Origin of the sequence: Flagellimonas baculiformis (assembly GCF_033441575.1) — a bacterium.
GTDB classification, from domain to species: domain Bacteria; phylum Bacteroidota; class Bacteroidia; order Flavobacteriales; family Flavobacteriaceae; genus Flagellimonas; species Flagellimonas baculiformis.
Genome location: NZ_JAUZVW010000003.1, coordinates 83,075 through 107,349, shown reverse-complemented (window position 1 = coordinate 107,349; position 24,275 = coordinate 83,075). Strand labels below are relative to the sequence as shown.

Here is a 24,275-nt window from a genome sequence, read left to right as displayed (position 1 = left end):
ATTGTGCCATGGTATTTTTGAAAAAATAAATGATGAGCTATGGAAGTCGTCGAAAAAGACAGGCAGGCATTGGTAGAAGAAGCCCTTTCCAAAGGAAAGGAATATCAAGAGTATCGGGAACAAGTACACCGATTGGCTGAAGAGGGCAAGACCACAGGTTTGGACCCATCGGAGGCCCGAATCAATTTTACCCAACTCAACGACCGCCGCATGCACCGATGGGAGAAAACCTTCAAACTGCCGGAAGATGTAAAGGAGCAGCTTTCCAAATTGGATCCAGAACTGGTCTTTTTGGTATTGACGGAGAGTTGGTGTGGGGATGCTGCTGCCAGCTTGCCGATTATGGACAAAATAGCCGAGGGAGCAAAGAACGTGGATCTAAAGGTCGTGTTCAGGGATGAGAACCTTGAACTTATGGATGCTTTTTTGACCAATGGCAGTCGTTCCATTCCCAAACTCATCGTTTTGGATAAGAAAAAAGGTCAAATTGTGGGTGAATGGGGTCCCAGGCCCAGTATCGCCACGGAAATGGTAGAGGCCTTCAAGGCAGCGCACGGCAAACTGACCGATGACTTCAAACAGGAACTCCAGGTATGGTACAACAAGGACAAAGGCCAGAATATCCTGAGCGATATGCTACAACTACTTGCTCTGGAATAGATAGGTAATGGTCCCGATCTGCGAACTTTTGGAATCGGGGCTGAAACGCGCCTTTAGGGCATAGGTGATGGCGTTGTCCACCAAGCAACCATTGCTGGTCGTGGAACTTTTATCGTTAAAACTGGCCTCCGTGACATACCCGTTGGAATCCACATTGATGTTGATGACCACTTTTCCGCCTTCGATACAGGTATAAATGGGAGGTGGCAAAGAGTAAGCGTTCCTTTCCACCAAGGAGTAGGAAATGGAGGTGCGCTTATCCTTCAAATAGTTGGTGAATTCCTCCTTTTGGGCATCACGTTCGCCCAATTTTTGTTTTTTTTCGTCCCGTTGCTGCCGTAGTTGCTTCAGCTGGCTTGAAAAGTTGTCGTCCCCGGAATATTCCCCGGTCTCACTGCTCAAGGCTCTTTCTTCAATGAGTTCTTCCAAAGTTTTCAAGGGTTCTGGGCTGCCCACGGTAGGTTTTGCCGTTTCGTTCAGGGCCATGTGGCTTTTGATGGGGTCGCTGTTGGCGGCAAGTTCTTCCAGTTTTCGCTCCTCCTCTTCGAGCAATTTCTCGATGTCCTCATCGGCCAAGCTCATTTCAATGACATATTCATCCTCTTTCATCCCGCCCAAGTGAATGTTGAACAACAACAAGATCACAATGGCCATGGAAAAGAAGGTGATCAAGAGCGATAATTGGCTTCTGTTCAGGTTCATGGTCATACTATAACCGCTTTTTTCGAAAAATATTTTACTCCAGGCTTTCTTTGAAAGCCAAAGGACTGGTAGCATTATTTACGTTGAAATCTCCTATTTTGGTTCTCCTGAGTGCTGAAAGATAGGCCCCTGAACCCAGGGCCTTGCCAAAATCGTGGGCCAGGGATCGGATGTAGGTCCCTTTGCTGCAAACCACCCTGAAATCGACCTCAGGAAGTGTGACTCGTGTGATTTCAAATTCAAGTATTTCCACTTTTCGGGATTTTATGTCCACCTCTTTCCCTTCCCGCGCCAGTTCATAGAGCCGTTTGCCATCTTTTTTTAGTGCGGAAAACACAGGGGGAACTTGATCTATTTCCCCCAAAAATTGGTCGACGGTTTTTTTGATGGTCGTCTCGGTAATGTGTTCCGTGGGGAAGGTTTGGTCCACTTCGGTTTCCAGGTCATAGGAAGGCGTAGTGGCCCCCACGGTGAACGTGCCGGTATATTCCTTCACCTGACCTTGGAGCTCAGGAATTTTTTTGGTGTACTTTCCGGTACAGATAATCAACAGGCCCGTCGCCAATGGATCCAGGGTCCCTGCATGGCCAATCTTTATTTTCTTGAGGCCGAATTTTTTGCGGATGGCCCATTTTAAGGCATTAACGGCCTGGAACGAGCTCCATTCCAAGGGCTTGTCGATCAGAAGGATCTGACCGTTCAAAAAATCTTCTTTGGTATTCAAAAGCTAAGCTTTGGGTTTTGGGCAAAGGTACTGATCTATCCCCAAATGCTCCAAGCCACGGCGATAAGCCCAACAATGAAACAATAGATGGCAAAATAGGTCAATTTGCTTTGACGTACCAGTTTGATCATCCACGTACAAGCGGCCAATCCGGCAATGAAAGCAGCGATGAACCCGGCACCCATGGCCACGGCCTGGTCCCCATGGAAATTGATCTCGCCACCCATAAGGTCTTTGGCCACTTTGCCCAAGATCAATGGAACTACCATCAAAAACGAAAAACGAGCGGATTTGGTCTTGTCCACACCCAATAGCACGGCCGCGGAAATCGTGGCCCCACTTCGGGAAATACCGGGGAGGATGGCCACGGCCTGGGCCATACCGATGGCAAAGGCACTCCGGAAAGACACCCCTTTGTCCGTGGTCTTGGCCATGTCGGCCAAGTAGAGCAATATGGCAGTGATGATGAGCATGATCCCTACAATGATGATGGCGCCATCAAAAAATACTTCGATGAAATCATTTAAAAAGAGGCCGACCAATGCCGCTGGTATCATGGAGATGATGATCTTGAGGGAAAATTGGGTCTGTTCGTTCCATTTGAATTGAAAAAGACCCTTAAAAATATCGAGAATGTCCTTTCGAAACACCACAATGGTGCTCAATGCGGTGGCAAAGTGCAGTATCACGGTGAACAAAAGGCTTTCTTCAGGCAGGGCATTCGCGCCCAAAATGGCTTTTCCCAATTCCAAATGACCGCTGGAAGACACGGGCAGGAATTCTGTCAACCCTTGGATGATACCAAGGATGATCGCATCTATCAACTCCAAATCAGTCCTTATTTTTATTGGGGTTCAACAAAATGGCATATACTTGGATGCCGAGGCCGATCAACACCAAGGTGGGAGCCAAACGAATCCTTCTAAAATTGTAGATCTCTGGATTGAAGACATTGGGGTCGTCGCTACCACCGCCACTCATCAAAATAAAACCCAAGGCAATGAAGGCAATGCCGATAAAGAGAAAGAGGTAATTTTTCCTTTGGAAAACAAACTCCTTGTTGGGTTTTTGATTGTTGTTGTTTTTCTTGCTCATGGCACAAATTTAATCAAAACTTTCCCAGGTTCATGTCGTCTTATATCTAAAAGCGCAGCGGTCCAGAGTCTTGTGTCTAATAGTACAAATCGTCCGTCCTCAAATTGAGGAAGCGTTGGGTGGCAAAATGGGTGCTGGCCCAAGAGATGGCAACCCCCAATCCGAACACGCCCACAAATAGGATGATAAGGATGGGATAATCGTCCAAGAGGTTCAGTTCCGGGAAATTTTTGTTGAGGTAATACAGCAAAATACCCAAGGAAACAAGGGCCACCAAAGCCCCGATCATGCCCAGTTTGATATTGGTCCAGATGAACGGTTTTCGGATAAATTTTTTGGTCGCCCCGACCATTTGCATCGTTTTGATAATGAATCGTTTGGAGTAAATGGACAAGCGTATGGAACTGTTGATGAGCAAAACCGCAATGACCGTGAAAATAGCACTGGCCACTAAGATCCAAAGTCCAATTTTTCGGGCATTGTCGTTCAGGAGCTCTATCAGGGGCTTGTCATAGCTCACTTCGTCCACATAGGTTTTTTCCGCTATCCCTTCGGCAATCTCGGTGATCTGTTCCGGGGACACAAAATCCGCTTTCAGGTGCACATCAATGGAATTTTTAAGGGGATTGTACCCCAAAAACTCTACGAAATTTTCGCCGATATCCTCACTGTACTGTTCGGCGGCATCCTCTTTGGAAATATATTCGGCGGATTTGGTGTATTCCGCCAGAGCAAGGCTTTTTTGCAATTGATCGATCTCTACGGGCTTGGCACTGTCCTTCAGGAATACGGAAATGGTGATCTGCTCCTTGAAATGATCGCCCAGCTTCTTGGTGTTCAGCACCAAAAGACCGAGCGCACCGAGCAGGAACAACACCAGTCCTATACTCAGTACCACGGAAAAGTAGGAGGAGATCAGTTTTCTTCGCTGATATCTTTCAATATATTGGCTCATATAGTGGTATCAATACGTAAAAATAGAAAAGTAAATTGTATTTAGGGGATTAAACCTATTTTTGCAACTCGAAAATGAAAGCGAATAGCATGAATTACGATTTCCGAAAAATTGAAGCCAAGTGGCAGAAGTATTGGGCAGAGAATGAAACCTTTAAGGCTTCCAACCACTCCGATAAACCCAAGTTCTATGCACTGTCCATGTTTCCCTATCCATCTGGGGCGGGACTGCACGTGGGGCACCCACTGGGCTATATTGCCACGGATATCTATTCGCGCTACAAAAGGCACAAAGGGTTCAACGTGCTGCACCCCATGGGCTACGATTCCTTCGGGTTGCCCGCGGAGCAGTATGCCATCCAAACCGGACAGCACCCGGCTGAAACAACAGAAATTAATATAGAAGGATGCTTGGATGATGAAGGCAAGGTTCTTCCAAAATATGTTAATCGCGATGGTTCGATAAAAAAGGCTGCTTTAATTGATAAGAGTTTACCAACATCGATACATCAGGAGAATTACCAAGATAATATAATTAAAGGCTATAAAAGACAGCTTGACAAATTAGGTTTTTCCTTCGATTGGAGCCGAGAGGTGCGTACTTCCAGCCCTGCGTATTATAAATGGACACAATGGATCTTTATCCAATTGTTCAATTCGTGGTACAATAAAAAATTGGACAAGGCGGAAGCTATAGAAACCTTGGTTTCACAGTTCGAAAAAGAAGGCAATGCGAATGTCGAAGCGGCTTGCGATGATGACACGCCAAGTTTCAGTGCCACCGATTGGAACAATTTTTCAGAAAAAACAAAACAAGAACTCCTTTTAAAATACCGGTTGACCTATTTGGCGGATACCGAAGTGAACTGGTGTCCGGCTTTGGGCACCGTGTTGGCCAACGATGAGATTGTGAACGGTGTTTCAGAGCGCGGGGGACATCCCGTGATCCGTAAAAAAATGACGCAATGGAGCATGCGCATCACCGCCTATGCCCAGCGTTTGTTGGACGGGTTGGACAACATCGACTGGCCACAACCCTTGAAAGATTCCCAAACCAACTGGATCGGTCGCTCTGAAGGGGCGTCGGTAAAGTTCAGAGTGATGAGTGAAAAGTTAAGAGTTGAGAACTCAGAACTCAGCACTCAGAACTCATCACTGGAAATAGAAGTCTTCACTACTCGCCCCGACACCATTTTTGGGGTAAGTTTTATGACTTTGGCACCCGAACATGATTTGGTGGCCAAAATCACCACATCGGAACAAAAAACTGCCGTGGATGCCTATGTGGAAGCCACTGCCAAGCGTTCCGAACGGGACCGTATGGCCGATGTGAAAACCGTTTCAGGGGTTTTTACGGGAGCCTACGCCGAGCATCCATTTACCAAGGAACCCATCCCTATTTGGATTGGCGACTACGTGTTGGCCAGCTATGGAACCGGTGCCGTGATGGCCGTTCCGTGTGGGGACCAGTGCGACTATGATTTTGCCAAACACTACAACATACCCATCCCAAATATTTTTGAGGGAGTGGATATTTCCGAAGAGGCCTTTGCCGACAAGGCCACGACCATCATTGCCAATTCTGACTTTTTGAATGGACTTTCCTATAAGGAAGCCACCAAAAAAGCGATTGCCGAACTGGAAAAAATAGGTCAGGGCAAGGGCAAGGTGAATTACCGCCTTCGGGATGCAGTGTTCAGCCGTCAGCGGTACTGGGGAGAACCTTTCCCGGTGTATTATGTGGATGGCATGCCACAGATGATCGATGTGGAACATTTGCCGTTGGAATTGCCCGAAGTGGAAAAATACCTTCCCACCGAAACTGGCGAACCGCCCTTGGGCAACGCCACCCATTGGGCTTGGGACCGCCTCAAGGCGGCAGTGGTTAGCAATGACCTCATTGATCATGTTAACGTATATCCTTTGGAATTGAACACCATGCCGGGTTGGGCAGGAAGCTCCCAATACTTTAATCGATATATGGATCCCCGAAACAACGAGGCCATTTTCTCTAAGGAAGCCATTGACTATTGGCAAGATGTAGATCTCTACATTGGAGGTAGTGAGCATGCCACGGGCCACCTGCTGTATTCCCGTTTCTGGCAGCACTTTATGTTCGATAGGGGCTATGTGCCTAAAACCGAGTATGCCCAAAAGTTGATCAACCAGGGGATGATTACGGGAGAAAGTGCTTTTGTATATGTGCTTCAATTTAATGTCCAAGAATACATTAAGGGTTTAGGGAATACATCAACTCCTCTTGTGCCACAATTTATTATTGGCAAACAGCATTTTGATGAAATAGGTAGATATGAAGGAGACTTTGAAGGTTTGCCAATTTTCTGGAAAGAGGAATTTAAAAGGCATGTCAATCAAAGTCTAAAAGAGGGTCAAAAATTAATTTATGGCATCTTCCCATTTAGATTAGATGTTGAGTATGTGAATTTGAAAAACGAATTGGATATTTCGAGTTTTTTGAATGATGAAAGAAACAAGCAATTCCAGAGATCTCCTATTTTTTGTGAAAATCAAAAAGTCTATGGAAAGGGAGGTGATCGCTACATAACTCATCGCGAAGTCGAAAAAATGTCTAAATCCAAATACAATGTCGTCAACCCCGATGCCATTTGTGAGGAGTATGGGGCAGATTCCCTTCGTCTGTACGAAATGTTCCTAGGGCCGTTGGAGCAATCCAAACCTTGGAACACCGCGGGCATCACTGGTGTGTTCTCCTTCCTTAAAAAACTATGGAAGCTCTATGCCCCTTATGTGGACGGGTCGCTGAGCGCCCGCCTGCCGGATGGGCAGGGAGTCGAAGCGGAACCCACTGCCGACAACCTAAAAACCCTGCACAAGACCATCAAAAAGGTGGAGGAGGATATCGAGAACTTCTCCTTCAATACTTCGGTGTCCACTTTTATGATCTGTGTGAACGAACTCACGGCACAGAAATGTAGCAGCAGGGCCATTTTGGAACCCTTGGCCGTCTTGGTGTCGCCCTATGCGCCGCACATTGCCGAAGAGCTTTGGGAACGATTGGGCCACTCAGGCTCCATTGCCGAGGTACCTTTCCCCAAGTTCGAAGAAAAATATTTGGTGGAGAGTAGCAAGGAATACCCCATTTCCTTTAATGGCAAAATGCGGTTCAAACTGGAATTCCCAATGGACATGGACAGCAAGGCGATTGAAGAAGCTGTGTTGGCCCATGAAAAGACCCAGGAACAACTGCAGGGGAGAGCTCCCAAAAAGGTGATTGTGGTTCCCGGAAAAATCGTGAATATAGTAGGATAGATTTTGGATTTATGGGCTGAGGCCAATTTTCATTGCATAATATTCATCAGAATCTAAAAATGCATGCCAAAAGGCGTGCATTTTTATTTTACAATCATTCAACCCCTAAAAAACATAGGGTAATTCAATGTAAAAACTTTAAAAAATAAAATAACCCCTATTAAAAATAGGGTATAAAGTTAAAAAATAATGATTTTTGGCGATTTACCCCTATTTTTTGTCGATTTTGTTTCGTGGATTCTGTTTTTTGTATCACCTTTGGGGCATTAACCACAAAACATATCAAAATGATAGTCGGGGTACCAAAGGAAATCAAGAACAACGAAAGCCGGGTTGGGATGACACCAGCCGGGGTTTTTGAATTGGTAAAGAACAACCACACCGTATATGTGCAGTCCGGAGCGGGCGAAGGGAGTGGTTTTTTCAATCACGATTACCAGCGGGCCGGGGCCACTATTTTGGATACCATCGGTCAGGTGTATGCCATGAGCGACATGATCGTAAAGGTCAAGGAGCCCATCGCTGAGGAATATGGACTCATCCAAAAGGGCCAGATTTTGTTCACCTACTTTCATTTTGCATCCAGCGAGGCATTGACCAAGGCCATGATCGAGAGCAAATCCATTTGTATTGCCTACGAAACAGTGGAGGATGAGGACGGGACCCTTCCCCTGCTCACCCCCATGTCCGAAGTTGCCGGAAGGATGGCCATTCAGCAAGGGGCCAAATACCTGGAAAAACCTGTAAAGGGGCGCGGCGTGCTCTTGGGCGGTGTGCCCGGTGTGGCACCAGGGCGTGTTTTGGTGCTTGGTGCAGGCGTAGTGGGCATTCAGGCTGCTAAAATGGCAGCGGGACTTGGCGCCCATGTGACCATATTGGACGTCAATATGAAACGCCTACGCCATGTGAACGACATTATGCCACCGCATGTGGTGACCGAATTTTCGAACGAATTCAATATCAGAAAACATATAAAAACCCATGATCTGATTATAGGCGGGGTCCTCTTGAAAGGGGCCAAAGCACCCAACCTGATCACCAGGGACATGCTCAAGGACATGCGTCCGGGCACGGTGATCGTTGATGTTGCCGTGGACCAAGGGGGTTGCGTGGAGACCACCAGACCCACTACCCACGAGAACCCTACCTATATCGTTGACGATGTGGTCCATTACTGTGTAGCCAATATGCCAGGGGCAGTGCCTTATACTTCTACAGTTGCCTTGACGAATGTAACACTGCCCTATGTGCTAAAACTGGCCAACACAGGATGGCGGACCGCTTGCAAACTGGACAGGTCCCTAGGCAAGGGATTGAACATTGTGGAGGGCGACATCGTTTACAAAGAGATAGCCAAGGCGTTCCAATTTGAGCCGGTCTTGGCCTAAGAACGTACATTTTGTCAGAAAAACAGCCCCGTCATAAATTGGCGGGGTTTTTGCTTTAATATGCTATATTTATGATACCAAAATAGAAAAGTTATGATGACATATTATATATTGATAGGTGCCATCGCACTGGTCAGCTGGTTGGTCAGCAATCAATTGAAGAGCAAGTTCAAGAAATATTCCCAAGTGCACCTGCGCAATGGGATGAGCGGTGCAGAAATTGCCCAAAAAATGTTGGACGACCATGGCATCAGGGACGTGAAGGTGATTTCCACCCCTGGAATGTTGACGGACCATTACAACCCGAAGAACAAAACGGTCAACCTGAGCGAAGGCGTCTATAGCCAAAGGAATGCCGCCGCGGCAGCCGTGGCTGCCCACGAATGCGGGCACGCCGTACAGCATGCCCAAGCGTATGAGTGGCTGACCATGCGGTCCAAATTGGTGCCCGTGGTGAGCGTGACCTCCGGGATGTCCACCTGGGTGGTGTTCGGGGGTATTGCCCTGATGGCCGCGACCGGAGTGGCAGGCGGTATCGGATTTTACATTGCCGTGGCCGGATTGATCATGATGGGTTTTGCCACCTTGTTCAGTTTCATCACCCTTCCTGTGGAATACGATGCCAGTAAAAGGGCATTGGTGTGGCTGAAGCAGAAGAACATGGTGAGTCAACAAGAATATGCAGGAGCGGAAGATGCCTTGAAATGGGCCGCACGGACCTACTTGGTGGCTGCCATCGGTGCATTGGCCTCCTTGCTTTACTGGGCTCTTCAGGTCTTTGGTGGCAGGGATTAAAAAAAGTATAGTAACAAAAAGGGGCCTAAGGCCCCTTTTTAATTTTATGGTCGGATGAAAAATTAATCAATCCATTTGGCAACTTGGTTGTCGATCATTTGAAGACCTACACCTTCCGTGCCTGTGATTTCGATCATGTCCAAAATGTCCCTGATAGTGTTTTCCTCTTCGACCTGCTCCATAACGAACCAATCCAAGAACCGCTCCGTGGCAATGTCACCGATCTCCCTCGCTTTTTTCACGATGTTGTGGATGGACTTGGTCACGGCCACCTCATGTTCCAGAGTGCTTTCGAATACATCCACAATGGAGGAATAATCGTGGTTGATGTTCGTCACTTCCGGAGAAACGGGGCTACCACCGGTATCCACCAAAAAGTTGAATATCTTCATCATGTGCTCACGCTCTTCCTCGGTTTGTTTGAAGAAAAACTTGGCACTGGTAAAAAATCCGTTTTGCTCGCACCAAGATGCCATCGCCAAATAGGTGGCGGAGGCATGGGCTTCCATTTTTATCTGGGCATTGAGCAGGTCCATGGATTCCACTTTGATGCTCATGCTTTGTCTAGCTATATCTTTCATAATTGATTTTATTGAAGTTGTGTATAGTGTAAAAATACTGAATTTTCACGGCATACGAAGGCTAAGTATTTAATTTTAAGCCAATTTAAGACTGAATAAAAATAAGGAAAATAAAAGGTCGGATCAGGCGCTGACAAGCTCGTTTTCCGCGGATAGGCCCATGGCCACAAAACCTTGGCTCACCATTCTTTTAAGGTCCAGGATCTCAAAAGTGTTCAGGATAAAAAGGTGTTCCTTATTGCAGAGCATCAACACTTCAAACCCGTGCTTGTTCAGGTCGCTATCGAAATGGCTCTCAATGGAAATGGACATCACCTTTTGGCGGAGCGACAACAACTGGCAAAGGGACATGCGGACCATTTTCTGGCCAAAATCGACAAAGAAGCACCGTTGCTGGGTGTCTTGGTACAGGGTGTAATATGTAGATTGAACTATTACATTCATGGCCCAAATGTAATATTTATTTAGATTGAATACAAATATCAGATCTGTATTTGTCGATCAATTTGTTGGTTCAGGGAAATGAAGGTTTCCGTACGGGACACCCCTTCTATCTGTTGGATTTTTTTATTGAGTACCTGCATGAGGTGTTCGTTGTCCTTACAGAGTACTTTGATGAGGATGGACCAGTTGCCCGTGGTATAGTGGCACTCCAAGACCTCAGGGATTTTTTCCAGCTCTTTTACGGCCATGGGATTGGACATGGCCTTGTCCAGAAAGATGCCAATGTAGGCCATGGTGGTGTAGCCCAAAACCCGTGGATTTATGATGAATTTGGAGCCTGTAAGCAATCCTGCACTTTCCAACTTGCGCAATCTTTGGTGTATGGCCGCCCCTGAAATGCCAATGCTGCGGGCAATTTCTAGAATGGGTTTACGGGCATCCTCCATCAAAAATCTTAAGATTTTCTTGTCTATACCATCGATTTTAACCGAATTGTTATTGTTCTTCACTTTAAAGATTTGAAATTGTAGCTAAAGGTATTCAAAATCCATCAAAATTTAACTTGCCACCGAATCCGGATTATAGCCCAAATAAGGTACCTCATATTCCTTAAAATGTATCCCATGGGACTTCAACTCTGAAAGTATCGGGGCATACACTTCCCTTTTGATGGGAATCTGCACGCCCGGTGTGCAGATCTTTCCATTCAGGATCTGGAGCGTGGCCATGGCCACGGGCAGCCCCACCGTTTTGGACATGGCCGTGTAGGTGCGGTTCTCCCCAATGACGACCATATTGGCATCGATCTGTTTTTTTACCCCGTTCAGTTCGTAGCCGAATTTGTGGTACATCACGATCATGTCCTTCTCATGTTCCTTCAACGTCCAATTGTCCTCGAGAATGTATTGCAACACTTGTGCAGGGGAGGCATTTTTCAGTGGGATTTTTTTGTGGGGATCAAAAAGGTTAAGCTCCAGCAATTTTCCCCACATGATATCGTCCTGGTCTATTTTGAGGTAGTGTCTCAGTTTCAGCTCCACGGAATCGGTGGGCGAATAGGGAAGGAACAGGTTCACAAATTCGCGATAGGACATGCCCTCCGAATTTTCAATAGTGTAGCTGTCATCCGTCATGCCAAGGATCACGAACATTTGCCAAGCCTTGGAAAACCCGACCCTCCGCATGGTGCCCCGATACAGGGTCAGTACATTTTGTAGGCCATAGGCCTCCCTATATTTCAAGGAATCCCGATTGGCATAGGCCTCAAAGGTCCCATAACCTTCAATGTTCATGAATTCCGTTCTTCTAAAAAGTTTTTGGTAGGGAATATATTTGTAGGTGCCCTCCTGAATGAACTTGGCCACACCACCCTGCCCGGCCAGCACCACGTTGCGGGGATTCCAGGTAAACTTATAGTTCCAAAGGTTGGAATCGCTTTCCGGGGCCACCAGCCCTCCGGTAAAGGACTCAAAAAGAAGCATTTTTCCCCCTTTGTCGCGAATACGGTCTATCACCTCCATGGCACTCATGTGATCAATACCCGGGTCCAGTCCGATTTCATTCATGAAGACCAACCCATTCTTTTTGGCCTCCCCATCAAGGGCTTCCAGTTCCTTGCTCACGTAGGAAGCCGTGATCAAATGCTTTTTGAACTGGATACAATCTTCCGCTACCTTGATGTGCAGACTGGCGGGCAGCATCGAGATTACAATGGATGCTTCGGAGACCGCTTTTTTGCGTTCCCCATCATTGAAGATATCCAATGTAAATGCCGTGCAATTGGGATGGGAGGTAAATTCTGTGGGAATATGTTCAGGGTGAAGATCACCGATTTTCAGATGAAGATTTTCTTCTTTGGATTTCTTCAAGATATAATCCAAAAGGTATGAGGTGGACTTTCCAGCGCCAATGACCAAAATAGTACGGACCATAGGTTTTGCTTACTTTTGTTAGATGGATACTAAGGTATCAAATTGTTATATTTCTAAAAAAATTAGCATATAAAGTTATGAACAGAACAATTGTGTTGATTGGTATCCTATTGGGAGTTTTGGCCATTATTTTGGGTGCTTTTGGGGCACACGGATTGGAGAAATTGGTGGATGCGTCTTCCATCGAGACCTTTGAGGTTGGCGTCCGCTACCAGATGTACCATGCCCTTTTTCTTCTTTTTTTGGGAATTTGGCCAAACTTGGCAAGGGGGCATAAAAAAACGGTGTTTACCTTGATTGTTGTGGGAGTGTTGCTGTTCTCGTTCTCTATCTATCTGCTGGCCCTGAACAGTTTGACCTCGTTCGATTTTAAAAGCATAGGATTTTTGACACCGATCGGGGGAGTTTTCCTGATTTTGGGATGGGTGTTTTTGGGATACTACATTTTAGCTAAAAAAGGCTTCAATTAAGTCACAAAAAGAGGTCAAAAAGTGAATATTTTTTAGCTTTGCATTAACATTAAAACAAACAGATGAAGGATTCTGCTTCAACATCGAAAACGATTTCGTTAAGGTCTTACGGAATCAAACATGACAATTTCCAATATCAACTTTCTCCGTACGAGCTCCACGACATCACCTTGGAAAAAGGGATGGGAAAAGAGGCTTCCTCGGGAGCCTTGGCCGTGAACACGGGCGAGTTTACGGGGCGGTCGCCCAAAGACCGTTTTATCGTGAAAGATGCCATTACGGAAGACAAAGTTTGGTGGGGAGACATCAATATTCCCTTTGACAGTGAAAAGTTTGACAGGTTGTATGACAAAGTCATCCAGTATCTGAACGAAAAGGAACTCTTCGTCAGGGATTCGTATGCCTGTGCAGACCCAGCTTACAAGTTGAACATCAGGGTCATCAACGAATACCCTTGGTCCAATATGTTCGCCTACAATATGTTCTTGAGGCCCACAGAGGAGGAACTGGAAGATTTTGAACCGGAATGGACCGTGGTGAACGCACCTGGTTTCAAAGCGGTTCCCGAGGTGGACGGAACACGCCAGCACAACTTTGCCATTCTCAATTTTACACGAAAAATTGCCCTGATCGGGGGAACGGGATATACAGGGGAGATCAAAAAAGGGATTTTCTCGGCATTGAACTTCATCCTGCCTGTCTATAAGAACACCTTGCCCATGCACTGCTCCGCCAATGTGGGCGAAGAAGGTGACACGGCTATCTTTTTTGGCCTCTCCGGTACAGGGAAGACCACGCTTTCCACCGATCCGGACAGAAAATTGATTGGGGACGACGAACACGGTTGGACCGCGGCAAATACCGTTTTTAATTTTGAGGGAGGCTGCTATGCCAAGGTCATAGACCTGTCCCAAGAAAATGAGCCGGAGATATATGGGGCCATCAAGAGAGGGGCCATCCTGGAAAATGTGATCATGGATGGAAATGGTGTGGTGGATTTTGCAAATACCTCCATTACCCAAAACACCAGGGTGAGCTATCCCATAGAGCATATTGAAAATATACAGGAGCCGTCCATAGGCAAGAACGTGAAGAACATTTTTTTCCTCACGGCCGATGCCTTTGGGGTACTGCCCCCCATATCGAAACTGACACCGGCACAAGCGGCCTATCACTTTATTTCGGGTTATACGGCCAAAGTGGCCGGCACCGAAGCGGGCGTGGTGGAGCCACAACCTTCCTTCTCTGCCTGTTTTGGAGCGCCTTTTATGCCGTTGCACCCCGCGAAATACGCAGAAATGTTGAGTAGGAAGATGAAGGAATCAGGTGTGGATGTATGGTTGATCAATACCGGGTGGACCGGAGGACCTTATGGGGTCGGGACCCGAATGAAACTGAAATATACCCGGGCCATGATCAGTGCGGCACTTCGAGGGGATCTTGGGCTTTACAGCTATGACAGGTACCACATCCACTCCGTTTTTGGCGTGGCACAGCCCAGGGAATGTCCGGGAGTGCCCACCGAAGTATTGAGTCCAAGGGCCACTTGGAACAATGATGAGGCCTATTACACGACCGCTTTCAAGTTGACGAATGCCTTCAGGGAAAACTTTAAAAAGTTTGAGGCCTACGCCAGCGAGGAAATCAGGCGTGGCGGACCACAACGGTATGCCTTTTAAAACAAAAAACGCCCCCAAACGGGGGCGTTGCTTTTTTTTCCAGTAAGTTTTTTTACTTGTTTACGCTGGTAATGTATTTCTGAAGGGCCATGGTCATGGAGGGAGTCTCCGGGGTGGGCGCTTGGATGTCTATCCTAAGCCCTGCATCTGTGGCTGCCTTCACTGTACTGTTACCAAATACGGCGATACGGGTATTGTTCTGCTCAAAATCGGGAAAGTTCTTCAAAAGGGACTCGATCCCCGAAGGACTGAAGAATACCAATATGTCATAGTAAACATTTCTAAGGTCGGACAGGTCGCTGATCACTGTCTTGTAGAAAATACCTCGTTTCCAATCTACGCCCAGCTCGTTCAAAGCTTCGGGAACAGAAGGTTTCAATTGGTCCGATGAAGGGAGAAGGAATTTTTCGTCCTTGTACTTTTTCATCAACGGGATCAATTCATTGAAGGTCCTTTTGCCCACATAGATCTTTCGTTTTCTGTACACTACATACTTCTGCAGATAGTAGGCCACTGCCTCCGATTGGCAAAAGTATTTCATGGTGTCCGGAACCTTAAAGCGCATCTCCTCGGCAATCCTGAAAAAATGGTCCACAGAATTTCTGCTGGTCAGGATGATTGCCGTAAAATTGTTCAAATCGATTTTTTGCTGCCTAACATTTTTGGCTTCAACCCCCTCCACATGTATGAAAGGCCTAAAATCCACTTTAATTTTTTCTTTCTCGATCAGACGGGAGTAGGGGGAATTTTCGACTTTGGGTTCTGGTTGGGAAACCAAAATTGTTTTTACTTTCATAAGTTTTCAACCTTTTAGATAGCTTCCAATTAACACCAAGGGCGCAATTTCGAGTGCGCAAAGGTACAAAATAAAATACATAAAATACGGAAACATAGCTTTTTGATAGTTCTTCAACAGCTTTATGGCACCAATGCCATTTATAAGGAGAATTAAGATAAAAGCACTATAAATTACGGTTTTGGAGTCCTTTAGGATATAGGTCAAAATCACATTGGCAATGAACAAAACGATGCTACTGTAATTCAGATAGGAGGTTTTGCTGAAAATGAGCCCCACGATGAGTTCCTGTGCATTGAAAACAAACCCCGTGAAGGACTGTAGCCCCAATTTGACCAACTGGAAAAGAGCCAAACCGCCCAAGACCATAAAAAAGACCCATAAAGGATCTTCCCCTAGCGATATGTCAAAAGCCCTCAGCACGAAGAAAGCAAACAGTGAAAGGTTCACGATCTGGAAGAGCGTCAAAAGGATATGGAACCAGTTCAACAGCTGTCCATTTTTATTGTGCAGCAGTACATACTTGTCATTGAACGGCAAGATGATAAAGTTGAGGAACCTGGCATGGTACAGGTATTTTCCCAATGCCATCACCACTAGGCTGACGAACAGCACAATGGTCATCCAATCCAAGGAAGTTGCAACTTTATCTATTGGGTTCATTCGTGGATTTTGATAGGTTTCCCGTTGAGGCCCGGGGGTAGGCCGTTCTCCGAAATCCCAATCCTAAAGTACGTCGGATTTTCCATTTTTGGCAAGGGTAGCTCAAAAGAATAATACACCGTGTCCTTGGATTTCAATGTCCTTTGGATGGGATCCATGTCCACCTTCAATGGGAGCATCTGCTTCACCTGTTTGTGTTTGTTGGAGTAGGAAATGGTATATTTCAGACCTTCCAAGGGAACATCAAAGGGATATGGATTATAGACTTTCAATGCATGCCGGGTGCCAGTCTCTGGCTTTTCCACAATGCACTGCAGCTCCCGGTACGACTGGAAATCGTCCATAAAAATGCCATAAAAGAGCGTACTGTCCAAGTGCATATAGTTGATGTCCCCGCTTTTTCGGTATTGGGAAACATAGAGCACCCTTTTTCCGCGAACCCGTTCCTCGGAGCCGTCAATGGAATACTGGTTTTTTCGGTACATGAAATTGTTCAGTGAAATGGCGGGCATGCCCGAATAGAACTCATACATGGGCGCGCGCCGGTACGAATTTTCAAAAATAACGGGTACATCGCCCGCTTTTTCGCGGAGATCGCTTACCCACTCCTTGTTGCCATGGGTCTCATAGACTTTCGGGAAGAGGGGGTAATACACCAACCAGGCCCTTGCATAGAAGAGCAGCACCAAGCTCACGATGCCGATGCGGTACATCCACTTCCTGCTCTTAGCATGTTCCAAAAGATGATTGAAAGCGATGACGATCAACGGGATGGAGATCACAATGGCCCATTGCGCCTGCACCCTTCTGTTGAAACTGGAAACAAAAAAGAAGATAAGTACACCATACACCAAATACACCAGTGCCTTGGAGAATTGGTCGGTGGCCCTGAATTTGAAAAACGAGGCATAGATCCAATAGAACAAAAGCCCGATGATCACAATAAGGTTCAGGAAGTAGCCCAAGGTAAAGCCCTCAAAAGAATAGGCCTGATTGGGTCTTTCGTACAAATGGAAAGTGATGGACACAAAATCGTTCTGGTAGAGCCACACAAAGTGTGGAAGATAGCAGACCAATGCAATGGCCACGGCAAGCCAAGCCTTTTTGTTCGCTATGAGCTTCACGTTCGAGAGAAAAACAAACAGGATCACCAAGACCGCATGGTACTTGCTGTACATCAGGCAGGCCATCACAATGCCCATGAGCACGGTGGTCCAAGCGGATGGTTCTTTCAGAAAACGTTTGTAGAGCCATAGGAACAGGGCCGTAAAGAACAACAAAGGCGTGTCGGGAAGCGTCAAAAAACCATAGGCGTTCATCAACGTAAAGGAGAACACCAACAGAAAAAAGTGCACCACGTAGTCCTTTTTCTTGGGATTGTCGATAAGCAGCCACAAAAGGGCATAAGTACCCGCAGAAAGGACACAGCTCATGAACCTGACCCCCAGTTCCCCATCGAACAGAAAACTGCTCAACTTGATGAGAAAGGCCACCATGGGCGGATGGTCAAAATACCCCCACGCCATATTTTGCGCATAGTACCAATAATAGGCCTCATCATAGATGAGCTCCGTGATCGAGGCTTGCACTAGGTTCAGCACAAAAAGGATTGTCAGCAATACAATAAAAAGTCTGGGAAACTTTTGAGACATCAAATAGATTTTAGATGGCGCAAAGGTACAAATATTGGCAAACTGGGTCCACGTAAAGCTCAGGGCAACTTGCACAAGCAAGACAGAAAACCGTATTTTTGACACATTCTAATCCAATGTGAATGGCGGACGGCTTGGTGATCATACCCACTTTCAATGAAATCGAGAACATCGAGGCCATTGTGAAAACGGTCTTCGACTTGAAGAAGGATTTTCATGTGCTGGTGGTGGATGACAATTCCCCTGATGGAACGGCAGCCTGCGTTCAGGAGCTACAGAAAACATTCCCCGAACAGTTGTTTCTTGAGGTGCGCAAAGAGAAATCAGGATTGGGCACCGCCTACATCCATGGGTTTAAGTGGGCCTTGGCACATGGTTACGAGTACATTTTTGAAATGGATGCCGATTTTTCGCACCGTCCTGCCGATCTTTCCCGACTGCACAGGGCCTGTGTGAACGGGGCCGATATGGCCGTGGGATCACGGTACAAAAAAGGGGTGAACGTGGTAAACTGGCCCCTCGCCCGGATACTGCTTTCCTACGGTGCGTCATTTTATGTGAAGATCATCACCGGGATGAAGGTGCATGACCCCACTGCCGGTTTTGTGTGCTATAGACGAAAGGTGTTGGAGACCATCAATCTGGACAATGTCAGGTTCATTGGCTATGCCTTCCAGATAGAAATGAAATATAGGGCCTATCTGAAAAAATTCAAGATCGAGGAAGTCTCCATCATATTCACGGATAGGGTCAATGGAAAGTCCAAAATGAATTCCGCCATCATCCGCGAGGCCATTTTTGGGGTCATCGCCATGAAATTCAGGAGCATATTCTTTAAAAAGAACTTTTAGTTATGTCGAAAATACTGTTGAAGAATGCCAAAGTTGTCAATGAGAACAGCGTTTTTGAAACGGATGTACTGCTCGATGGGGATTTCATTGCCCGCATCGACCCCGATATTTCCGATGCCCATACCAAGGTGATTGACTTGGACGGTGACCTTTTGTTGCCCGGAGTCATCGATGACCAGGTGCACTTTCGGGAACCAGGGCTCACCCACAAGGGAAACATTGCCACGGAGAGCCGGGCAGCCATTGCCGGTGGGATCACTACTTATATGGAGCAGCCCAACACCAACCCGCAGACCACGACCATAGAAAAGCTGGAAGAAAAAATGGCCATTGCGGCCAAGGATTCCTTTGCCAACTATTCCTTTCTTTTTGGGGGTACCAACGACAATCTGGAAGAACTGAAACGTTTGGACAAGAATGCCTGCTCCGGGGTGAAACTGTTCCTGGGCTCGTCCACGGGAAATATGTTGGTGGATGATGAAGCGGTGCTTGAAAAGATTTTTAGCAATACGGAAATGGTGATCTCGGCACATTGTGAGGACGAGGGCACTATCAGGGCCAATATGGCCAAATACGAAGCCATGTACGGGGAAGACATTCCCATAGGCATGCACCCCATCATCCGCAGCGCAGAGGCCTGCTACCTGTCCTCCTCCAAGGCGATTGCCTTGGCCAAAAGGACCGGGGCCCGCTTGCACGTGTTCCATGTTTCCACGGGAGTGGAGACGGACCTTTTCACCAATGCCGTTCCGCTGGAACAAAAAAAGATCACTGCGGAGGTCTGCATCCACCATTTGTGGTTTTCGGATGAGGACTATGCCGAAAAGGGAGCGTTCATCAAATGGAACCCGGCCGTGAAGACCAAGACGGATAGGGCGAAACTCTGGGAGGCCCTTTTGGACGACCGTATCGATGTGGTGGCCACGGACCATGCACCCCACACCCTGGAAGAAAAGAACAATCCCTACACCAAGGCACCATCCGGGGGACCGTTGGTGCAGCATGCGCTATTGGCCATGCTCCAAAAGGAATCGGAAGGGATCATTTCCTTGGAAAAAATCGTGGAGAAAATGAGCCACAACCCCGCCAAGCTTTTTGATATTGACCGTCGAGGCTTTGTCCGGGAAGGATATTACGCAGATCTCGTCCAAGTGGACCGCAATTCCCAAAACGAGGTTAAAAGATCTAATATTCTCTACAAATGTGGCTGGTCTCCCTTTGAAGGTGTTACTTTTGGCTCCAAAGTGGTGCGCACTTTTGTGAATGGCCTCTTGGCGTATGACGATGGTGTTTTTGCCGGGGAGAAAAATGCGAAAAGGCTCACCTTTAATCGATAGGAAATGAAAAAGCTGTTGTTCCTTCTTGTTTTTTTGATGGTGGTTTCCTGTGCCGAAAAGGTGGTGGAAGAGCCGGATAACCTTATCCAGAAGGAAAAAATGATCGACATTCTCCACGATCTGGCCATCTTGAATGCCACCAAGACCACCATAGGAGCCAAATTGGACGAATCGGGCATCGACATCATGGAGTTTCTCTACAAGAAATACCAGATTGACAGTACCCAATTTTCGGAGAGCGATCTGTATTACGCTTCCCTACCCTTGGAATACCAAGCCATTTATACCGAAGTGGAGACTAGGCTCGATAAGCGGCAAAAAGCGATGGAGGAAGCAACGGAGAAAAAAAATGACAGTATCCGAAAGGCCAACGAAAAGCGTAGCGACTCGATAAGGTCAGCAAAAACCCCAAAAGACAGTATTATCCCCGAGCCTTAAATTTGGAGCAGCAGAAAAGGATGGCCTGATCCAGATCGGCAAATGAAAAGTTGAGGGTGTCCTTTATTTTTTCGCTACTGTAGTGTTCCTGATGGTACAGCCCCTTGGCGACGGCCTTTGGAAGTCTTCTCCTTTTTCCCAAAAGTTTGCTCCGTAACCAATCCAATCGCCAGAACCATTCCAGCGCGGAGAAAGCTATTTTTTTTGATGGAGGTTCCACCCCCAGTCCCTTTGCAATTTTTTGGAACAGTTCTCCGTAGGTCAAATTTTCACCCACAAGGATAAACTGTTCACCCTTGATATCCGATTCCATTAATTGTACCATGGCATTCACCACATCATCCACGGTAACAAAACCGGTTCCGCCAGGGATAAAGTGCTTTTTCCCTTTTGCGGCATAAGTGAAAAAGGAACCGCTGCCCGACCTCCAGAAACCGGGCCCAATGACTACCCCTGGATTGACAATGGCAACAGAAAGACCTTCTTGCGACCCTCGCCAGACCTCAAGCTCGGCATCCCGCTTGGTAAGTCCGTAAACAGATACGTGGGTGTCCGACCATTCATTTTCCTCTGTGCTCACCTTTCCCTTGGTAGCTGGGCCAATGGCGGCAATGGAACTGACATAACAGAGTTTTTGGATGCCATGTTTCAGGCAGAGATTGACCACATTGGCCGTTCCCTCCACATTGATTTTTTCCAAGGCCTTGTAATCCTTTGGGTCGAAAGAGATCAATGCCGCACAGTGGTACACTTTTTTGATGCCCTTAAAAAGCCGTTCCATCTGGCCGATATCGGTAATGTTGGCCTCAACCCACTCAATTTGATCCATCAAAGCGGAAGGGTTTTCCGTATAGTACCCAAAGACCTTGGCAACTTTGTCCAAGGATTCCTTTGTTCGGTAACTGGCCCTTGCCCGCTCCCCATTTTTTGTCAAATGGAAAAGTAGGTGCGAACCAATCAACCCTGTGCCTCCGGTAACCAATATCATGCGGTAAAAATACCTATTTGTAACCGATTTATTCAGAGAACTGGGAACATCATTTTATATTTGCACCTATTCAAAAAATAACCAAGGTGAAGAATTTTGTTCAAGAACTGCAATGGAGGGGAATGGTGCACGATGTGATGCCCGGGGCCGAGGAACATCTTATGGAAGGCATGCGGGCCGCTTATGTGGGTATCGACCCTACGGCAGATTCCCTGCACATCGGTCATTTGGTGAGCGTGATGATGTTGAGGCATTTTCAATTGGCAGGGCACAAACCCTATGCACTTGTCGGCGGTGCCACGGGAATGATCGGGGATCCTTCCGGAAAATCTGCGGAGCGCAATCTTTTGGATGAAGCGACCCTTCGGCACAACCAAGAAGCTATCAAGGGACAGTTGGCCCGTTTTCTCAATTTTGGGAGCGATGCACCCAATTCCGCTGTTTTGGTGAACAATTACGATTGGATGAAGGACTTTTCGTTCCTTGGATTCATCAGGGATGTTGGGAAACACATCACCGTGAACTATATGATGGCCAAGGATTCCGTGAAGAAACGACTTTCTTCGGATGCGAAGGAAGGAATGTCCTTTACCGAATTCACCTATCAATTGGTCCAGGGATATGATTTTCTCTACCTGTTCCAAAATCATGACTGTACCCTTCAAATGGGGGGAAGCGACCAATGGGGCAACATCACCACCGGAACGGAACTGATCCGCAGGATTGGAGGGGGAAAAGGGTTTGCCCTCACCTGTCCGCTGATCACCAAGGCGGACGGCACCAAATTTGGGAAGACCGAAGGCGGCAATGTGTGGTTGGATGCGGAAAGGACATCGCCCTATAAATTTTACCAATATTGGCTGAACACTTCGGATGAGGATGCGGAAAAATACATCAAGATATTCACCTTTTTGGATCAAAAGGAAATAGAGGATCTTGTTGCGGCCCACACGGAAGCTCCCCACCTGAGGACACTCCAAAAGAGATTGGCCGAAGAGATCACGACCATGGTCCACTCCAAGGAGGAGTTGGAAAATGCCATCAAGGCAAGTGATATCCTTTTTGGAAAATCCACCTCCGAAGATTTGAAAAAATTAAACGAGAAGACCTTTTTGGACGTCTTTGAAGGCGTGCCACAAGCATTTATTTTCAAAAGTGAACTTGAGCCCGGGCTGGACATGATCGGCGCCTTGGCCGCGAAGACCAACTTTTTGGGATCCAACGGGGAAGCCCGAAGGGAGCTGAAACAGAATTCCATTTCGGTGAACAAGGAAAAAGTGGGTGAGGAATACCTTATTACCAAAGATGACCTGATCAACAATAAGTTTGTGTTGCTCCAACGGGGCAAGAAAAATTATTTTGTATTGGTGGTGGAATAGATTTAAAGCACCATCAAATTACAGCCTCGAATATCGGAATCATCAAAACGACCCAAAATTTCAAAAGAGCCATCAGGATGTATTTTTCCCAGGTCTTGGGTGGCGATGAAGGAGCAGGAGTACGCATTCGCAAGATCGATGACATTGATGCCACCGGTTTTTCCAGTGGGCTGCATGCTCAAAGGATCTTCGGTGTCACGTGCCAGTACTTTCATCCATGGAGGGGTACGGAACAGTCCGTCACCATCGGAATAGGCCTGGGACAAGAGTTCCGTCATCCCATATTCGGAATGTATCTTGGGGACGTCAAAGGCTTTTTTCAAGATGGCGTGCAGCTCTTCCCGGATCAATTCCTTTCTTCGTCCTTTCATCCCCCCGGTTTCCATGACGATAGTATGTTTAAGCGGTAAGGGGTATTGTTCGGACAGGTCCAAGAGGGCAAATGAAACCCCAATGAGCAAGGTTTTGGTCCCTTTCTGTTCCAGTTCCTTGAGTTTTTGGTGGAGTTCTTCCAAATTATTGAGATAGAACCCACTATGCGGATGGCCAGAGCGCAAAATAAGTTCGTTCACCATATGGATGAGCGATGAGCCCTCCCGTTCCAGATAGGCGGGCAACAATGCCAAGATACAGTATTCCCCCGGATTGCCATAGAAGGTGGAAAAGCCTTTCAAAAAACTCTGTTCGTACATGGTGAGATGGGGCACATAATGTTTGCTGGTAGTGCTCTGGGTGGTCCCACTGCTCTCAAAAATGGTCTCTGGTGTTTTTTTGGTGGACACTACGCGGTGTGTCTTAAAAAAAGAAATGGGCAAAAAGGGAATTTCCGAAAGGCTGGACACCGTTGCGGGAGATTTTCCCAGATGGTCGCAATACTTTGCATAGACCTTATTGCTGGCATATTGAAAACGGAAGATGTCCAACGCCATATCCTCAAACCCAGCAGCGTTGGTAATGGAAAAAACCCGTTGAAAATTGTTGGTGTCCATGGGCCACAAAAGTACCCAAAAATAAAAAGCCCCTTTTTAAAAGAGGCTTTGAAAGAGAGTCTTTTTTATTTGATGACCAATTTTCGGGTCATGGTTTTCTTTTCTTCGGTTACTTGGAGCACGTACACACCGGGAACGAGTCGTGAGATGTCCAACGTATTGGTGGTGATCCTGTCGGTGAGCACAACCTCTCCAAAAACGTCATAGACTTTGATTTGCTTGGTACCGTTGGATTCGGTGGTAATATACACTTCATCCCCGTACGCTGGGTTGGGATACATTTTGAATCCCTTGAGTTCCTGTACCGGCTCAGTATTTACACTGACCAGTTCTTGACCGTAAGTGAGTAAGGGTAAGGCCATAAGAAGGACAAAGTAGATTTTCTTCATAAATGCTGATTTGGGGTATATGTGCAGGGTAAAAGTAGATAAACACCTATAAAAGGACTACAAAATGTTGTGAAAGCAA

General features: G+C 46.7%; 25 protein-coding genes. 10 read left to right on the top strand and 15 right to left on the bottom strand.

Features of this window, described 5'->3' with window-relative positions; all coding sequences use genetic code 11:
• Nucleotides 1-39: 39 nt before the first annotated feature.
• On the top strand, nucleotides 40-660 hold the full coding sequence (locus SD450_RS05435) for a thioredoxin family protein (RefSeq protein ID WP_318343623.1): 621 nt from the start codon (nucleotides 40-42) through the stop codon (nucleotides 658-660).
• On the opposite strand, the gene SD450_RS05430 is transcribed toward SD450_RS05435, so the two are convergent.
• The 5 genes from SD450_RS05430 to SD450_RS05410 all read right to left on the bottom strand — a co-directional run bounded on the left by SD450_RS05430 (nucleotide 643) and on the right by SD450_RS05410 (nucleotide 4,136).
• Nucleotides 643-1,362 (bottom strand): hypothetical protein, encoded by a 720-nt coding sequence (locus SD450_RS05430; RefSeq protein ID WP_449757761.1) that lies wholly within the window; start codon nucleotides 1,360-1,362, stop codon nucleotides 643-645. The two genes, SD450_RS05435 and SD450_RS05430, sit on opposite strands and share 18 nt — an antisense overlap.
• Nucleotides 1,363-1,396: 34 nt before the next feature.
• Nucleotides 1,397-2,086, bottom strand: a complete 690-nt coding sequence (gene truB, locus SD450_RS05425; RefSeq protein ID WP_318343621.1) for a tRNA pseudouridine(55) synthase TruB — start codon at nucleotides 2,084-2,086, stop codon at nucleotides 1,397-1,399.
• Between the two features lie 35 nt (nucleotides 2,087-2,121).
• Nucleotides 2,122-2,916, bottom strand: coding sequence for an undecaprenyl-diphosphate phosphatase (locus SD450_RS05420; protein ID WP_318343620.1), 795 nt, complete (start codon nucleotides 2,914-2,916; stop codon nucleotides 2,122-2,124).
• A 1-nt stretch (nucleotide 2,917) separates the two neighbouring features.
• The gene (locus SD450_RS05415; protein ID WP_318343619.1) at nucleotides 2,918-3,181 is read right to left on the bottom strand and encodes a DUF3098 domain-containing protein; all 264 of its coding nucleotides are present in this window, start codon (nucleotides 3,179-3,181) and stop codon (nucleotides 2,918-2,920) included.
• 76 nt (nucleotides 3,182-3,257) lie between these two features.
• Entirely contained in the window at nucleotides 3,258-4,136 is an 879-nt protein-coding gene (locus SD450_RS05410; protein ID WP_318343618.1) for a cell division protein FtsX, read from the bottom strand.
• An 89-nt stretch (nucleotides 4,137-4,225) separates the two neighbouring features.
• Between SD450_RS05410 and SD450_RS05405 the strand changes: the two genes are divergently transcribed.
• The 3 genes from SD450_RS05405 (at nucleotide 4,226) to SD450_RS05395 (ending at nucleotide 9,609) form a co-directional block, all read left to right on the top strand.
• Nucleotides 4,226-7,426, top strand: coding sequence for a leucine--tRNA ligase (locus tag SD450_RS05405; protein WP_318343617.1), 3,201 nt, complete (start codon nucleotides 4,226-4,228; stop codon nucleotides 7,424-7,426).
• Nucleotides 7,427-7,713: 287 nt separating this feature from the next.
• Entirely contained in the window at nucleotides 7,714-8,814 is a 1,101-nt protein-coding gene (ald, locus tag SD450_RS05400) for an alanine dehydrogenase (RefSeq protein ID WP_318343616.1), read from the top strand.
• A 93-nt stretch (nucleotides 8,815-8,907) separates the two neighbouring features.
• Nucleotides 8,908-9,609, top strand: a complete 702-nt coding sequence (locus tag SD450_RS05395; RefSeq protein ID WP_318343615.1) for a zinc metallopeptidase — start codon at nucleotides 8,908-8,910, stop codon at nucleotides 9,607-9,609.
• Nucleotides 9,610-9,671: 62 nt separating this feature from the next.
• Here the strand turns inward: SD450_RS05395 and SD450_RS05390 are convergent, their stop codons facing one another.
• From SD450_RS05390 to SD450_RS05375, 4 genes are all read right to left on the bottom strand, one after another.
• Nucleotides 9,672-10,190 (bottom strand): ferritin, encoded by a 519-nt coding sequence (locus SD450_RS05390; RefSeq protein ID WP_318343614.1) that lies wholly within the window; start codon nucleotides 10,188-10,190, stop codon nucleotides 9,672-9,674.
• 123 nt (nucleotides 10,191-10,313) lie between these two features.
• Nucleotides 10,314-10,634, bottom strand: coding sequence for a hypothetical protein (locus SD450_RS05385; protein ID WP_318343613.1), 321 nt, complete (start codon nucleotides 10,632-10,634; stop codon nucleotides 10,314-10,316).
• 38 nt (nucleotides 10,635-10,672) lie between these two features.
• Nucleotides 10,673-11,143: an Lrp/AsnC ligand binding domain-containing protein gene (locus SD450_RS05380; RefSeq protein ID WP_318343612.1), complete on the bottom strand. Its 471-nt coding sequence runs from the start codon at nucleotides 11,141-11,143 to the stop codon at nucleotides 10,673-10,675.
• A gap of 48 nt (nucleotides 11,144-11,191) precedes the next feature.
• Nucleotides 11,192-12,565, bottom strand: coding sequence for a saccharopine dehydrogenase family protein (locus SD450_RS05375; RefSeq protein WP_318343611.1), 1,374 nt, complete (start codon nucleotides 12,563-12,565; stop codon nucleotides 11,192-11,194).
• 77 nt (nucleotides 12,566-12,642) lie between these two features.
• Between SD450_RS05375 and SD450_RS05370 the strand changes: the two genes are divergently transcribed.
• Together SD450_RS05370 and pckA are read left to right on the top strand one after the other, a co-directional pair.
• Nucleotides 12,643-13,035 (top strand): DUF423 domain-containing protein, encoded by a 393-nt coding sequence (locus SD450_RS05370; protein ID WP_318343610.1) that lies wholly within the window; start codon nucleotides 12,643-12,645, stop codon nucleotides 13,033-13,035.
• 62 nt (nucleotides 13,036-13,097) lie between these two features.
• Complete coding sequence (pckA, locus tag SD450_RS05365) at nucleotides 13,098-14,714, top strand: phosphoenolpyruvate carboxykinase (ATP) (RefSeq protein WP_318343609.1); 1,617 nt, start codon at nucleotides 13,098-13,100, stop codon at nucleotides 14,712-14,714.
• Nucleotides 14,715-14,766: 52 nt separating this feature from the next.
• Here the strand turns inward: pckA and SD450_RS05360 are convergent, their stop codons facing one another.
• The 3 genes from SD450_RS05360 to SD450_RS05350 are packed head-to-tail and all read right to left on the bottom strand — an operon-like array spanning nucleotide 14,767 to nucleotide 17,825.
• On the bottom strand, nucleotides 14,767-15,510 hold the full coding sequence (locus tag SD450_RS05360) for a uroporphyrinogen-III synthase (RefSeq protein ID WP_072875948.1): 744 nt from the start codon (nucleotides 15,508-15,510) through the stop codon (nucleotides 14,767-14,769).
• Nucleotides 15,511-15,516: 6 nt separating this feature from the next.
• Nucleotides 15,517-16,173 carry a DUF4271 domain-containing protein gene (locus SD450_RS05355; RefSeq protein WP_318343608.1) on the bottom strand — a complete coding sequence of 219 codons (657 nt, stop codon included), beginning with the start codon at nucleotides 16,171-16,173 and terminating at the stop codon, nucleotides 15,517-15,519.
• Nucleotides 16,170-17,825 carry a glycosyltransferase family 39 protein gene (locus tag SD450_RS05350; RefSeq protein ID WP_318343607.1) on the bottom strand — a complete coding sequence of 552 codons (1,656 nt, stop codon included), beginning with the start codon at nucleotides 17,823-17,825 and terminating at the stop codon, nucleotides 16,170-16,172. The genes SD450_RS05355 and SD450_RS05350 overlap by 4 nt, the downstream gene beginning before the upstream one ends.
• A gap of 122 nt (nucleotides 17,826-17,947) precedes the next feature.
• Here SD450_RS05350 and SD450_RS05345 point away from each other — a divergent pair, with 122 nt between their 5' ends.
• From SD450_RS05345 to SD450_RS05335, 3 genes are read left to right on the top strand one after another with little or no spacing between them, the layout of a single operon-like run.
• The gene (locus SD450_RS05345; RefSeq protein WP_151891483.1) at nucleotides 17,948-18,676 is read left to right on the top strand and encodes a polyprenol monophosphomannose synthase; all 729 of its coding nucleotides are present in this window, start codon (nucleotides 17,948-17,950) and stop codon (nucleotides 18,674-18,676) included.
• A 2-nt stretch (nucleotides 18,677-18,678) separates the two neighbouring features.
• Nucleotides 18,679-20,013: a dihydroorotase gene (locus SD450_RS05340; protein ID WP_318343606.1), complete on the top strand. Its 1,335-nt coding sequence runs from the start codon at nucleotides 18,679-18,681 to the stop codon at nucleotides 20,011-20,013.
• Between the two features lie 3 nt (nucleotides 20,014-20,016).
• Nucleotides 20,017-20,451 carry a DUF4296 domain-containing protein gene (locus tag SD450_RS05335; RefSeq protein WP_318343605.1) on the top strand — a complete coding sequence of 145 codons (435 nt, stop codon included), beginning with the start codon at nucleotides 20,017-20,019 and terminating at the stop codon, nucleotides 20,449-20,451.
• Here the strand turns inward: SD450_RS05335 and SD450_RS05330 are convergent.
• Nucleotides 20,435-21,439: an NAD-dependent epimerase/dehydratase family protein gene (locus SD450_RS05330; RefSeq protein WP_318343604.1), complete on the bottom strand. Its 1,005-nt coding sequence runs from the start codon at nucleotides 21,437-21,439 to the stop codon at nucleotides 20,435-20,437. The genes SD450_RS05335 and SD450_RS05330 overlap by 17 nt on opposite strands.
• Before the next feature lie 86 nt (nucleotides 21,440-21,525).
• Here SD450_RS05330 and tyrS point away from each other — a divergent pair, with 86 nt between their 5' ends.
• Nucleotides 21,526-22,818 carry a tyrosine--tRNA ligase gene (gene tyrS / locus SD450_RS05325; protein ID WP_318343603.1) on the top strand — a complete coding sequence of 431 codons (1,293 nt, stop codon included), beginning with the start codon at nucleotides 21,526-21,528 and terminating at the stop codon, nucleotides 22,816-22,818.
• 2 nt (nucleotides 22,819-22,820) lie between these two features.
• Here tyrS and SD450_RS05320 read toward each other — a convergent pair whose 3' ends face one another.
• On the bottom strand, nucleotides 22,821-23,807 hold the full coding sequence (locus tag SD450_RS05320) for a long-chain-fatty-acid--protein ligase (protein ID WP_318343602.1): 987 nt from the start codon (nucleotides 23,805-23,807) through the stop codon (nucleotides 22,821-22,823).
• Nucleotides 23,808-23,872: 65 nt separating this feature from the next.
• Complete coding sequence (locus SD450_RS05315; RefSeq protein ID WP_318343601.1) at nucleotides 23,873-24,196, bottom strand: T9SS type A sorting domain-containing protein; 324 nt, start codon at nucleotides 24,194-24,196, stop codon at nucleotides 23,873-23,875.
• Nucleotides 24,197-24,275: the final 79 nt, after the last annotated feature.